This window comes from Mycobacterium heidelbergense, from assembly GCF_010730745.1.
GTDB lineage: Bacteria > Actinomycetota > Actinomycetes > Mycobacteriales > Mycobacteriaceae > Mycobacterium > Mycobacterium heidelbergense.
In genome coordinates this window covers 753,734-767,111 of the sequence record NZ_AP022615.1, presented here as the reverse complement: position 1 = coordinate 767,111, position 13,378 = coordinate 753,734, and the positions used below count along the sequence as shown (strand labels likewise).

General features: G+C 68.5%; 13 protein-coding genes. 9 read left to right on the top strand and 4 right to left on the bottom strand.

All coding sequences use genetic code 11. The features are described 5' to 3' along the window. Window positions 1-71: 71 nt before the first annotated feature. Window positions 72-1,061, top strand: coding sequence for a TIGR03617 family F420-dependent LLM class oxidoreductase (locus G6N25_RS03660; protein WP_083073859.1), 990 nt, complete (start codon window positions 72-74; stop codon window positions 1,059-1,061). Here G6N25_RS03660 and G6N25_RS03655 read toward each other — a convergent pair. Then, entirely contained in the window at window positions 1,058-2,173 is a 1,116-nt protein-coding gene (locus G6N25_RS03655) for a hypothetical protein (RefSeq protein WP_083073860.1), read from the bottom strand. The genes G6N25_RS03660 and G6N25_RS03655 overlap by 4 nt on opposite strands. Beyond that, on the bottom strand, window positions 2,167-3,309 hold the full coding sequence (locus G6N25_RS03650; RefSeq protein ID WP_083073861.1) for a phosphotransferase family protein: 1,143 nt from the start codon (window positions 3,307-3,309) through the stop codon (window positions 2,167-2,169). Before G6N25_RS03650 ends, G6N25_RS03655 begins: the two co-directional genes overlap by 7 nt. Before the next feature lie 58 nt (window positions 3,310-3,367). Here G6N25_RS03650 and G6N25_RS03645 point away from each other — a divergent pair, with 58 nt between their 5' ends. Continuing rightward, window positions 3,368-3,970 (top strand): TetR/AcrR family transcriptional regulator, encoded by a 603-nt coding sequence (locus G6N25_RS03645; RefSeq protein WP_083073862.1) that lies wholly within the window; start codon window positions 3,368-3,370, stop codon window positions 3,968-3,970. Continuing rightward, window positions 3,967-4,491: an SDR family oxidoreductase gene (locus G6N25_RS03640; protein WP_083073863.1), complete on the top strand. Its 525-nt coding sequence runs from the start codon at window positions 3,967-3,969 to the stop codon at window positions 4,489-4,491. Before G6N25_RS03645 ends, G6N25_RS03640 begins: the two co-directional genes overlap by 4 nt. Here the strand turns inward: G6N25_RS03640 and G6N25_RS03635 are convergent. After that, on the bottom strand, window positions 4,478-5,101 hold the full coding sequence (locus tag G6N25_RS03635) for a class I SAM-dependent methyltransferase (RefSeq protein WP_158084870.1): 624 nt from the start codon (window positions 5,099-5,101) through the stop codon (window positions 4,478-4,480). The genes G6N25_RS03640 and G6N25_RS03635 overlap by 14 nt on opposite strands. A 30-nt stretch (window positions 5,102-5,131) precedes the next feature. After that, entirely contained in the window at window positions 5,132-6,541 is a 1,410-nt protein-coding gene (locus G6N25_RS03630; RefSeq protein ID WP_083073865.1) for a 13E12 repeat family protein, read from the bottom strand. A gap of 201 nt (window positions 6,542-6,742) precedes the next feature. On the opposite strand from G6N25_RS03630, the gene G6N25_RS03625 reads away from it, so the two are divergent. The 6 genes from G6N25_RS03625 to G6N25_RS03600 all read left to right on the top strand — a co-directional run bounded on the left by G6N25_RS03625 (window position 6,743) and on the right by G6N25_RS03600 (window position 13,327). Beyond that, on the top strand, window positions 6,743-7,681 hold the full coding sequence (locus tag G6N25_RS03625; RefSeq protein WP_083073913.1) for a DUF4129 domain-containing protein: 939 nt from the start codon (window positions 6,743-6,745) through the stop codon (window positions 7,679-7,681). After that, complete coding sequence (locus G6N25_RS03620) at window positions 7,678-8,160, top strand: hypothetical protein (protein WP_083073866.1); 483 nt, start codon at window positions 7,678-7,680, stop codon at window positions 8,158-8,160. The genes G6N25_RS03625 and G6N25_RS03620 overlap by 4 nt, the downstream gene beginning before the upstream one ends. A gap of 14 nt (window positions 8,161-8,174) precedes the next feature. Next, window positions 8,175-9,146, top strand: coding sequence for an AAA family ATPase (locus G6N25_RS03615; protein WP_372506963.1), 972 nt, complete (start codon window positions 8,175-8,177; stop codon window positions 9,144-9,146). Window positions 9,147-9,153: 7 nt separating this feature from the next. Then, entirely contained in the window at window positions 9,154-10,413 is a 1,260-nt protein-coding gene (locus G6N25_RS03610; protein WP_083073868.1) for a DUF58 domain-containing protein, read from the top strand. Between the two features lie 7 nt (window positions 10,414-10,420). Further along, window positions 10,421-10,870, top strand: a complete 450-nt coding sequence (locus tag G6N25_RS03605; protein WP_083073869.1) for a hypothetical protein — start codon at window positions 10,421-10,423, stop codon at window positions 10,868-10,870. A gap of 186 nt (window positions 10,871-11,056) precedes the next feature. Next, on the top strand, window positions 11,057-13,327 hold the full coding sequence (locus G6N25_RS03600) for a PPE family protein (protein ID WP_083073870.1): 2,271 nt from the start codon (window positions 11,057-11,059) through the stop codon (window positions 13,325-13,327). Window positions 13,328-13,378 lie beyond the last annotated feature (51 nt).

Here is a 13,378-nt window from a genome sequence, read left to right as displayed (position 1 = left end):
TAGTCAACCGCATTTCGGCGGTTTCGTAAGGTAAGTTTTCGATCGCCCGCCCGCAACGGTTAAGCAGGTACATGAAAGTCTTCACCGCGTTGTACGGGCCCACCGATGCCGCCGAGCGCGCGCGGGCCCTGCGCGACGCCGGTGCCAGCGGCGTTGCCACGTTCGAGGGGCAGCACGACGTGTTCGCCCCGCTGACGCTGGCGGCCACGGTGGGCGGCCTGGACCTGATGACGAACGTGGCCATCGCGTTTCCGCGCAATCCGATCCACCTGGCGCACCAGGCCAACGATCACCAGCTGCTCAGCGGCGGGCGCTTCTTCCTCGGCCTGGGCACCCAGATCCGCCCACAGATCGAGAAGCGGTTCGGCGCGCAGTTCGACCATCCGGTGGCCCGCATGACCGAGCTGATCGCCGCGCTGCGCGCCATCTTCGAGGCCTGGAATTCCGGTGGCCGCTTGGACTTTCGGGGTGACTACTACCGGCACACGCTGATGACGCCGGCCTTCAGCCCCGGCCCAAACCCTTACGGTCCGCCACCGATCTATGTCGGCGCCCTCGGGCCGCGGCTGACCCGCGCCGCCGCCGAGCACGCCGACGGCCTGCTGGTGATGCCGTTCGGCTCCAAGCGGTTCCTGCACGATGCCACGATGCCGGCGGTGCGCGACGGCCTGCGGGCCGGCGGCCGAACGCCCGACGAGTTCGCGATCATTCCCGAGATCATCGTGTCGGCGGGCGACGCCGACGCCGACGCGGGCACCCGGCGGCTGCTCGCGTTCTACGGATCGACCCCCGCCTACCGGCCCGTCCTGGCCGCGCACGGCTGGGAGGACCTGCAGCCCGAGCTCAACGCGATGTCCAAGCAGGGCCGCTGGCAGGAGATGGGCGGGCTGATCGACGACGAGATGATGCACACCCTGGCCGCCTGCGGCACGCCCGCCGAGATCGCCGCGCACATCCGCGATCGGGTCGACGGCGTCTCCGACACGGTGTGCCTGTATCAGCCGTCACCGATCGGGCTTGCGACCCTGTCAGAGATCATTGACGCGCTAGGGCCGAGCTAGGGCGCGACGGTTAACCAGTCTTTGAAGCCCGACGGGTCGTGGCGGCCCAGCGCGCCGTGCTCGTAGAGACCCCAGCCCTCCACCGGGCTCCCGTCGCCGTCGCGGCACAGCGCGCGGCCCACGTGGTCGATCACCCCGAAGCCGGACCGCGCGACGATCGCCGGGTCGGTCATGTCATAGGTCAGCCGCTCGACGAACTTGTCGCCCTTCCACATGCCGTGCGACCAGTCCGAGTCGCCGCCGTAGCCGCCGCCGACGTGGATGGGGACCGGCAGCCTGGACTCGACGTCGAAGTGGACCGGGGTCCCGTCGGGTCTGGTCGCGTCGATCGTGGCCCCGGTGGGGATGCGGGTGCCGGACCGGTAGTGGATGGTGACCCGCGGCCAGCCCAGCTGCTCGACGCGGCCGTCGCGCCACACCCGGGTGCAGTCGTTGAGCGAGCGGAACCCGTCGGGCTCCTCCTGGATGATCAGCACGACGGCGAAGTCGTCGAACGCCATCGGCACGTACAGCCACCACATGCCCTCGAACGGCGGGTCTGCCGGCCGACCGGCCGGCTCCGGCTCGCCGACCGGCCTTATGCCCCACGACCGGTCGCGGCTGCCGAGCCACGTCGCGGGGTCGACGGCGATCTCCTCCCCGTCGACGGCGATGCGGCCGCTCCAGGTGCCGAGCTGCGCGAACCGCTGCGCGTCCAGCGTCACCCGGTTGCCGGACCGCAGGAGGTGCGGCTGCTCCTGGACGACGTCGAACAGCCCCTCCCAGGTGAGATCGGCCGCGATGCCCTCGGTTTCGTCGAGGATCAGCCGCAGCTTGCGCAACGGCTCGATGACCTCGATCCGGTAGCCGTTGACGTTCTGGTTGAGGCGGTCCTGGTCGATGGCGTCGGACACGTGCACCGCGGTCTGCGTGTCACCGCGCCGGATGAGCACGAACGCGTCCTTGACGCCGAGGTTGGGGTAGTAGCCGATGCCGCTGATCAAAAAGATGTTGCCGGTGCGGTCGTGGGCGTTGAAGTAGGAGCGGTCATAGAAGTTGCGGTCCGACGAACCGGGCCACGCGATCGGCTGGGGAACCTGATGTACCGGGAACTCGTCGAGCGGGCCTAGCATGAACTTTCCTCTCCGATAAGACGTTTCATCAATCCGGCGTGGTAGAACAGCGACTCGACATCATCGGGTCTCTCGGTCTCGCCGAAGTGCACCCGTCGGGCGCCGGTCCGCATGAACACGCACGCCCACATCACCCCCGAGTAGGCGTAAAACCAGTGCAGGTCACCCACCTCGACGCCGGTGAGCGCCTTATAGGTGGCGCGCACGTCGTCCTCGCGCATCACGCCGGGCAGCCCGGGCAGCGTCGCCAGACCGGCCAACTCCTGAAACACCATGTGCGCGAAGATCATCCACGCGACATCCAGCTCGCGTGGCCCCAGCGTGACCATCTCCCAGTCCAGCACCGCCACCGGTCGGAAGTCGCGGTACAACACGTTGCCCACCCGCGCGTCGCCCCAGAGCAGCACCGGCTCGCGCGCGGCCGTCTCGGCGGGCCAGTTGTCTTCCAGCCAGTCGAAAGTCCGCTCCAGCAACGGCGATCGGCCGATGTCGGGCACCGCGAAGTCGTACCAGGACCGCACCCAGTTGAAGTGCCTGCGCAGCGCGGTGTCGCCGTCCTGACCTTCGGACAGGAAGGCGAACGTCTTCTCCGCGTGGGGGATTGAATGCAGCGTCGCAAGCACCCCGACCGTGGCGTCCTGCAATTCGCGCTGGCGCTCGGGGGGCGCGTCGGCGAACCAGTTGCCGCCGAAGGTGTAGGGCATGACGTCGGGGGGCACCACACCGTCGACGTGATCCATCAGGAAGAACGGCGTCCCCAGGACGTCGCCGGTGGTCTCGAGCCAGCGCACGCGCGGGACCGGGACGTCGGTGAGCTCGCCGACCTTGCGTATCACCTCGAACTGGTGGTCAAGCCGGTAGGTCGGGAAGACCTGCACGTCCTCGGCGGTGGGCGCGACCCGGGCCACCAGCTTTTCCTCGACCGGCTGCCCGTCCCGCTGCCAGCGGGTCGTCAAGATGATGGTTTCCGACGACATGCCCGTGGAGTCGACGCCGCTTTCCACGGTCACCTCGGGTTTCGCCCCGCCGGGTAGCACGGTCGACAGCCATTGCGACATCACCGCCGGCACCGTCGTGACGTCGCGGCTGGAGCGCTGAAGTCGCTCGACATTGTCGAGCGCCGGTTCGGTGGCCACGGGGTGCCTCCATTCGTCGGGACTTCTTCGAGGCAATTACGATACGGTAGGTAGCGTTATGAAAGCAGACCCGTCCGACCTTGACAAGGCCCCCGGCGCCGGCCGCCCCCGGGATCCCCGCATCGACTCGGCGATCCTGTCGGCGACCGCGGAACTTCTTGTGGAAATCGGCTATTCGAACCTTAGCCTGGCCGCGGTCGCCGAGCGGGCGGGCACCACGAAATCGGCGCTGTACCGCCGGTGGTCGAGCAAGGCCGAGCTGGTGCACGAGGCGGTGTTCCCGACGGCGCCTTCCGCGTTGGAGACTCCGGCCGGCGACATCGCCGCCGACGTCCGGATGATGATCGAGGCCACCCGCGACGTGTTCACCACGCCGGTGGTGCGCGCCGCGTTGCCCGGTCTGGTCGCCGACATGACGGCCGATCCCGCCCTCAACGACCGGGTGATGTCGCGCTTCGCCGGCGTGTTCGCCGCGGTCAGGGTGCGCCTGCGCGAGGCCGTCGACCGGGGCGAGGCGCATCGAGGCGTGGACCCGGATCGGTTGATCGAGTTGATCGGGGGAGCGACGATGCTGCGGATGCTGCTGCGCCCGCAGGAAAAGCTGGACGAAGCGTGGGTGGAGCAGACGACCGCGATCGTCGTGCATGGGGTGACGGGATGACCCAGCGGCTCGCGGGGAGGGCGGCGATCGTCACCGGCGCCAGCCGCGGCCTCGGCCGGGCGATCGCGGTGGCCCTCGCCGCGGAGGGGGCGGCGGTGGCCGTGGCCTACGAGCTGATGCAAAGGGTGTGCCCCGACATGATCGACGCGGGCGGTGGCTCGATCGTCAACATCACGTCGGTCGCGTCGAGGATGCCCGGCGACGGGCCCTACCCGGACCGCAGCGGCGGAGTCCTCCCCGGTTACGGCGGGTCCAAAGCGGCCCTCGAGCACCTGACCCAGTGCGCGGCGTTCGATCTCGCCGGCCACAATGTCGCCGTAAACGCGCTGTCGCCGTCCAAACCGATTCTTACGCCGGGCCTGGCTTACTACGCCCGGGAATTCGTGGATACCGCCCCGGCCGACGAATTCGCCCACGCAGCAGTGGAATTGGCGCTGGTGGACCCCGCCGTGGTCACCGGGCGCACGATCGGCCATCTGCAGGTGCTCGACGGCAGCTTCCGGCCGTTCACGCTGAGCTAGCCGTGGGCCGCGGCTTGGTTGCCGTCACGGCGTTGATGATCACGGCGTACAACCCGTGCCATTGCGGAGAAACAAAGCCCGCGCGGAGCACAAGACCGGTGGCGTGGCTCTTGGTGTGGGCTTTACCCCGGCGGCCGATGGCCAGGGTCGGCCACAACCACCGCGAGAACCGGTCGACGAGCACCACGTGGCCGCCGGGACGCAGCACCCGGGCGCATTCGGCCAGTCCCGCTTGCTGATCGGTCCAGTGGTCGAACGATGTCGTGCTGACGACGAGGTCGAACGTGGCGTCGGGGTAGCCGAGCCGCTCGGCCACCCCGACGGTGAAGCTCAATCGATCGTCATCGGCGAAAGCCAGTGCGGTTTTGACCATTTGGGGCGCGGCATCGATACCGCAAAGCCGTTGGGCCTCCGGGTAACGGCGGGCCAGGGTGCGCAACAGGTAACCGGTCCCGCACCCCACATCCAGCACGTGGCCGGGAGCGCCGGCGGTCGCCACGGCGAGATCGGCGGTCCGGTCGGCGATCTCATGGTGCAGCCGACCGCGCCAGCCGCCGTCATACCGAGGCGCCCGGTCGTCGAACGCGGCCCGGCCACGACGCTGCGACACACGCTGAGTGTCCCACAGGCCGGCTCGTGTTCAGCCGGTGTCCTCCTCGGGTGGGTCGGGGTTGTTGTTGTGGAGGAGTTCTTCGGGGTGGTGGGCGTGATTGATTTCCGGTGGGCCGGTGCCGTTGGTCCAGGCGAGTCGGCCATTCTCGGTGATGTGGGTGTGCCAGTCGCCGCGGGTGGCGCCGTCGTGGTCGCAGTCGCAGGCGAAGTAGAGTTTGTCTGCGTCGGTTTGTCCGCCGTTGGCCCAGTCGGGGCAGTGGTGGACCTCGCAGTAGTACCCGGGTTGGAGGCAGTGGGGGCGGGTGCAGCCGCGATCGCGGGCGTAGCAGATGAGTCGTTGGTCGGCGGTGGCGAGGCGCTTTTGCCGGCCCAGATACAGTGGCCGGCCGGTGTGATCATCGAAGACTGCCAGGTAGTGAATAGCCTTGGCGGCCATCCGGATCAGATCCGACATGGGTAGCCGGGAGCCACCCCCGGTGTGAGCGGGTGTGGGCATGGGGATCGTGGGGTTGGTGGCGGCGTGGGCGGCTTGGTTGAGTTCGGTCAGGGTGGTGGTGGCGATGACGGTGACGGGGTGGCCGCGGTGGGTGCCCAGCTTGGCGGAGGCGATCGCGGTGTGCAGGGCGAGTTTGAGGGCGTCGTGGCTGCGTTGGGCGGCTGAGCGTTCATCGCGCGCTTCGGGATCCTTGTCCACACCCTCGGGGTCCACACCCTCGGGTTGGTGGCGGCCGGGTCGTACGGCGGCGTCGATGGTTTCGAGGTAGGCGCGGGTTTCGGGGTCCAGGAGTCCGGTGAGTCGGGACATGCCGTCGGGGCCTTGGGGGCTTAGGCGTAGGCCGCGGCGTCGGGCGCGGTCAGCGTCGGTGAACCGGCCGTCGGGGTTGAGGTAGTCGGCGATGCGTTGGCCGAGTTTGGTTACGACGCCGGCGTCGAGTTTTTGTGCGTGGGTGACCAGGGTGTGTTCGGCCCCGGCGACATCGGCGCCCGAGACGCAGGCGGGTAGTACGTCGATGGCGGTGCAGATGGCGCGGATGTGGTCTTCGCCGACCGCGCCGGCCTCGACGGCGGCCGCTAATTCCGGGAGTTCCGGGGGTAGTGGGGGGCCGGTCAGGGAGCGCCGCGGGCGGATACGGGCGGCGAGCCGAAAGCGGCGCAGGACCTCTTTGGGGGGCACCCGCAGGCGCGCCCACAGCATCTCGCGGACCGCGGGCAGGCACTGGCTGCCGTCGGGGGGTTCGGCGATCTCACCGAAGAACCGGTACATCAGCCCGCGGTTGGTGCGCTCCTGGGTTTCGAGCCGCTCGGCGACCCCGACCCGGAAACCATTGCCCACCACATCCGAGCAGGTCTGGCGCAACACGTCATGGGCGGCGTCGATCGCGTCCAGAGCGGCGCTGATCCGCTCGCGTGCCTGCTCGGCGTTGATCGGGATCCCCACACCCCCACGCTATCGAACGCCTGTGCGAATCCAGGAGGCCCCGACAATCCCACCGCCCCACCTGTGCACAAAACCCCAACTGTGGACAAGTCACCCGGACTCCGCGCGGGCGCCGTTCCTGGCGGGACGGCCGCCTGACGTGCCAGTATGAAGCTAGCCCGTGCCGCAACGGCGCGGGCAAACCGGTCGAGTGGTGTGCCGATGCCCGGTATTGACAAGTCGACGGGGCGCGTCATTGCCCTGATCGTGCTGATGATCTTTGTCGCCGCCGCCCTGCGCGGATACCTGCCGGCCCAAGACCGTGCGATGCGCGCCGCGCCGGGCGGCGGTAGAGCGGCGCTGATATTCGTCATCGCCGCCCTGAGCGCCACGCTCGCGCTGCTGGCGATCGCGGTCATCGCGCGCCTGCGGGATCCGCGTGCGGCGGCACCCAAAGCGGGCGACCTGTCCGAGATGCTCGGAACCGGCAAGGGCCGCCCGGGTTGGCGCGCGTTGCTGATCGGGCTCGTGGTGATCGCGGCGTGGCTGCTGATCGTGATGCTTCTGGTCCGATTGTGGGCGCCCCACGGCGGCTGGCCTCGATCGCCGACCCCGGCTCCGGCCGCGCCGCCGTCGGAGCATCCCCCCGCCGCGCCGCCGCAGCCACACCCGCACAACAACACGGGCGACATGTTCGGGATCCTGCTCGGCAGCACGATCCCGATGCTGCTGCTGCTCGTCGCCGGATCGGTGATCGTCTCGCGGCGACGGTGGCGCGCGATGACGCCGCCCGCCCTCGTCGACGAGCACCTCGAATCCGCGCCGCCGCGTTCGGAATCGCTGGCCCGCGCGGCCGAAGTCGGGCTGGCCGAGATCGGCGACCTCAACCGGGAACCCCGCGAGGCGATCATCGCATGCTATGCCGCGATGGAGCGTGAGCTCGCCGGCGTCCCGGGGGCCGCCCCGCAGGAATTCGACACGCCGACCGAGGTGCTGGTCCGGGCCGTCGAACGCCAAGCGCTGCACGCGGATTCCGCAGTGCAGCTGGTGAACCTGTTCGAGGAGGCGCGTTTCAGCCCGCATGTGATGAATGAGCGGCATCGCGAGGTGGCGGTGCGGATGCTGCGGCTCGTCCTCGGCGAATTGCGGAGCCACACGTGAAAAGAATTATCGCCCTGGGTGTTTGCCTCATCGCCGGGGTTGAGCTGTTGGCGCTGATGCTGCACCATCGCCGGTTCCTGTTGGCCGCGTCGGGTGTCGCCCTGGCCCTGGTGCTGCTCAATGTCCGTCGCTACCTGGGGCAGGGAAAGGAACCCGCGGCCGAGCCGGACCACGGCGACCTGGGGGACTCGTTGCGCCGCTGGCTATCCGTCACCGAGACGACGATCCGGTGGTCGGACTCCACCCGGGCGGACTGGGACCGCCACCTGCGTCCGATGCTCGCGCGCCGGTATGAAATAGCAACGGGTCAAAGGCAATCCAAGGACCCGGTGGCGTATCACGCAAGCGGCCGAATGCTTCTCGGCGCCGAACTGTGGGAATGGGTCAATCCCAACAACGTCACGCGCACCGGTGACCACGCACCCGGTCCCGGCCGCGCGGTGCTGGAAGAGATTCTGCGAAAGTTGGAGCAGGTATGACATTGCCGGCGGCTATGCCAGCTGGTCAGACGACCACGCACTGCGAGGCGGTGCTCGACGAAATCGAACGGGTGGTCGTGGGGAAGCGCTCGGCGCTCACCCTCATCCTCACGGCCGTCCTGGCGCGTGGCCACGTGCTGATCGAAGACCTGCCCGGCCTCGGCAAGACGCTGATCGCACGGTCCTTCGCGGCCGCGTTGGGGCTTCGATTCACCCGGGTGCAGTTCACGCCGGACCTGCTGCCCGCCGATCTGCTCGGCTCGACGATCTACGACATGCAGTCGGGCCGCTTCGCGTTCCGGGCCGGGCCCATCTTCACCAACCTGTTGCTTGCCGACGAGATCAACCGCACGCCGCCCAAGACACAGGCGGCGTTGCTGGAGGCCATGGCCGAAGGCCAGGTAAGCATCGACGGCGAAACCCATAGGCTGTCAGCGCCATTCATCGTTCTGGCGACCGACAATCCGATCGAGTACGAGGGCACCTACCCCCTGCCCGAGGCGCAGCTGGACCGGTTCGCGATCCGGTTGGAACTGCGCTATCTCTCGGAGCGGGACGAGACCGCGATGCTGCGCCGCCGCCTCGAGCGCGGCTCGGCCGAACCGACGATCAATCAAGTGGTGGACGCCCACGATCTGCTGGCGATGCGCGAGTCGGTGGAGCAGGTGACCGTGCACGAAGACGTCTTGCACTACGTGGTGTCACTGGCCACCGCGACCCGGCACCATCCGCAGGTCGCCGTGGGCGCCAGCCCGCGCGCCGAACTCGACCTGGTTCAACTCGCGCGGGCCCGCGCCCTGTTGTTCGGTCGCGATTACGTGATCCCCGAAGACGTCAAGGCGCTCGCCGTAGCGGCGGTCGCGCACCGGATCACGTTGCGGCCGGAGATGTGGGTGCGAAAGATCCAGGGCGCCGACATCGTCGGGGAGCTGTTGCGGCGCTTGCCGGTTCCCCGAACCGGCGGGGGCCATCAGGGTGCCGAATGAGCGTGCCGTGATCGAGGGCCGCGAGGCCGAGTTCCGCTGGCGCGCATCGGGACTGGCCCGGGCGATCGCGACCGGCGCCGGGGTCGCGCTGGCCGCCGGCGTGATCGGCGCCCGCTGGCAGTTGATCGCCTTTGCGGCACCGCTGCTGGGCGTGCTGTGTTCGATCAGCTGGCAGCGGCCCGTGCCGAAGATCCGGGTGCACGGGAAGCCCGACGTACAGCGATGCTTCGAAAACGAGCGGGCCCGGCTGACGGTGTGGGCGACGGAAGAGTCTGGGCCCGCGGCGGTCGAGCTGACGGTTCCGGCCGTCGCCGGCATGGAGTTCGACGTGCTCGATGCGGATTCCCGCCGCGCGAAAACGGTCGCGGCCAGCGCGCGACGCTGGGGGCGCTATCCCGTCCGGGCCCGGGTCGACGTGATCGCCCGCGGCGGACTGCTGGCGGGAACGGCGACCGTCGACGCCGCCGACGTCCTCGTGTTTCCGGTGACGCCGCCGCAGTCGACGCCCATCCCGCGGACCGAGTTGCTCGATCGCCTGGGCGCCCACCTCACCGGGCACATCGGCCCGGGCGTCGAGTATGCGGACATTCGGCCCTATGTGCCCGGCGACCAGCTGCGGGCGGTGAACTGGTCGGTGAGCGCGCGCCGCCGCCGGTTGCACGTGACGCAGCGACTCACCGATCGCGCCGCCGACGTGGTGGTGCTGATCGACGCCTATCGGCAGCCCGCGGGTCCGGCGACCCAGGCCACCGAACGAGTCGTGCGCGGCGCCGCGCAGGTGGTGCAGACCGCGTTGCGGCACGGCGATCGTGCCGGGATCGTCGCCCTCGGCGGCAACCGCCCGCGATGGCTTGGCGCCGACATTGGACAGCGCCAGTTTTACCGGGTTCTCGACACCGTGCTCGGCGCCGGCGACCGATTCGACAACACGACCGGCACACTGGCGCCGCGCGCGGCCGTCCCCGCGGGGGCGATCGTCATCGCGTTCTCCACGCTGCTCGACACCGAATTCGCGCTGGCGTTGATCGACCTTCGCAAACGCGGCCATGTCGTGCTCGCGGCCGACGTCCTCGACAGCTCGCCGTTCGAGGGCCGGCGCGACGCCCTCGTGGATCGGATGTGGTCGCTGCAGCGCGCGGCGATGTATCGCGACATGGCCACCGTCGGTGTCGACATCGTGTCCTGGCGTGGGGACAGCACTTTGGAGCAGTCGCTGGGCGTGCTGCCGGACCGCCGCCATCGCGTGCGGGGACGGCTGAGGGGATAGCGGCGGCATGAATTCGATCGCGCGTTCGTCGCCATTGGTTCTCTCGACCATTTTCGGTCTGCTGATGGTCGGCTTGGCCGTCGTCGGCTCGCACGGGCCGGCCGTCGTCGCGGGCGCGCTCTCGGCCATCACGGTGGGTGCCGGGCTCGCATTTCGCCGCGCCGCAACGCTTGCCGTGCTGCTGTCGGTGATCACGATCGCCCTGTCCGACCCCTCGCCCGTGTTCGCCGCCTGGTCCGGGCTTTGCGCCGCCGCCTATCTGGTGTGCCGCCACGCGGCCGCCGCGCCCGTCGGCGCCGTGATCTGGAGCTGGCCGACAGTCGTTGCCGCCGTTGGGTTTACGTCCGCGGGGTTGGTTGCGACGTCGTTCCCGCTGCAGTTACCCTGGCTGCCTCTCGCCGCACCGCTCGCGGTCCTGGCGATCTACGTCTTTGCGGCGCGCCCGTTTCTGAGTTGACGCCTGTCCGACGCAACGATTACCCGAGTTCTGGCTGAACTTTTCAAAAAGGATTTGCGAAACCCCGGATATTTCTGCCGCGATTTCCTAGAGTTTGTTGTCGCCGGTGGATGATGTGCGGATTGGGACGCGCGGTCCCCGGGGCGACGAAATACTCGCGTCGTCACGGATGGAAAGGACGAGCTGATGAGCTTCTTGACGGCTGCGCCGGAAATCACATCGTTGCTGATGTTCTCGGGGCCGGGTTCCGCTCCGATGCTGGAGGCCGCGGCGGCCTGGGACGGGTTGGCTTCCGAGCTGGGATCCGCGGCGGAGTCGTTTTCGTCGGTGACGTCCAATCTGGTGGGCGGGGCGTGGCAGGGTCCGGCGTCCACGGCGATGGCCGCGGCGGCCGCCCCCTATTCGGGATGGCTGAGCGCGGCGGCGACGCAGGCGTCGGGGGCGGCCGCGCAGGCCAAGGCGGTGGCGAGCGCGTTCGAGTCGGCGTTGTCGGCGACGGTGCATCCGGTGGTGGTGGCGGCGAACCGCTCCAGCTTTGTGCAGTTGGTGATGTCGAATCTGTTCGGGCAGAACGCGCCGGCGATCGCGGCGGCGGAGTCCGACTACGAGCAGATGTGGGCCGCCGATGTGTCCGCGATGGTGGGCTATCACGGCGGGGCGTCCGCGGCCGCCGCCGAATTGACGTCGCTGCCACAGCTGCTGCAGAGCCTGCCGGCTCAGGTCAGCGCCCAGCTCAGCGGCATCAACCTGGGCCTGGGCAATATCGGCAACTTCAACCTGGGCAGCGGAAACACCGGTAACACCAACGCGGGGACCGGCAACACCGGCAGCTACAACCTGGGCAGCGGAAACACCGGCACCGTCAACGTGGGCGCCGGCAACTCCGGCAGCGGCAACATCGGCTCCGGCAACTTCGGCAACTACAACTTCGGTTTCGGTAACGGGAGCGCCTGGAGCCGTCCGCTGGGCGGGGACGGAAGCACCCACATCAGCACGCCGTCCAACTACAACCTGGGTAACGGGAACGTCGGCAGCTACAACCTGGGTAGCGGCAACTTGGGCAGCGGCAACGTCGGCTCCGCAAACACCGGCAGCAGCAACCTCGGTTTCGCGAACGTCGGCAACAACAACATCGGCTTTGGCAACAACGGCAGCGGGGACATCGGCATCGGGCTGACCGGCAACAACGAGATCGGCATCGGTGGGCTGAACTTCAATACCAGCAGCTGGAATATCGGCTTCGGGAACAGCGGCAGCTTCAACCTCGGCCTGGCCAACACCGGCAGCTTCGACTTCGGCCTGGCGAATACCGGCAGCCACGACATCGGCATCGGGATCACCGGCGACAACCAGATAGGTTTCGGCGGGTTCAACTCCGGCAGCGGCAACGTCGGCCTCTTCAACTCGGGCGTCAACAACTCCGGGTTCTTCAACTCGGGCGGCGGAATCCCGGGCCTGGGCGGCGGCGGAAACTGGGGCCTGTTCAACACCGGCGCGGCCAACTCGGGAATCTTCAACTCGGGCAGCTTCAACACCGGCCTGTTCAACTCGGGCACCTTTGACACCGGCCTGTTCAACGCGGGCAGCTATGACACCGGCATCCTCAACCCGGGCTCCTACGACATGGGCCTGGCGAACGCGGGCGCCCACACCGCGGGCGCGCTGAACGCCGGAAACTACGACATGGGCTACCTCAACGCGGGCCTGCAGAACGTCGGTTACGCGAACGCCGGCTACTACGACACCGGTGTCGGAAACTCGGGCTCCGTCAACACGGGCAGCTTCAACTCGGGCTTCCTGAACATGGGCGCCTTCAACTCCGGCGGCACTCACGCGGGTAGCGGCGGGGCGTTCAACTCGTACACCGGCAACGTGGGCTTCTTCAATTCGGGCACCGTCAACACCGGCATTGGGAACTCCGGAGACTTCAACACGGGCTTCTGGAACGCGGGAAGCGGCGTCACGGGCTTCGGCAGCGCGGCCGACCTCGGTACGGTTTCGGGCTGGGGTAACTCGGGCGCCCACAGCTCGGGCTTCTTCAACTCGGGCGATTACACCTCGGGCTATGGCAACGCCGCCACGAACGCCTCGGGCTTCGACAACGCGCAGGGCACGTCGATCGTGTCGGGCGTCGGGAACTCGGGCGCCGGCGGTGACTCGGGCTTCTACAACTCGGGCAACGGCGGTGACGTGGGCTTCTTCAACTCGGGCACCGGCAATAACGTGGGCTTCTTCAACTCGGGCACCGGCGAGAACTCCGGACCCTCCAGCAACGGTGCCTACAACGTCGGCTTCAATAACTCGGGCGCCGGCGAGAACACGGGCTGGGGCAACTCGGGCGGCTTCGACTCGGGTCTGTCCAATGCCGGTGTGAACAACTCGGGCTTCGGGAACACGGGCGACAACGACTCGGGCGTCTTCAACCGGAGCAACCACCAGTCGGGTTTCTTTAACTGAACCGGGGATAAACCGCTCGGCTGCCCGCTCGGGCCTCCGTCTCGATATCGA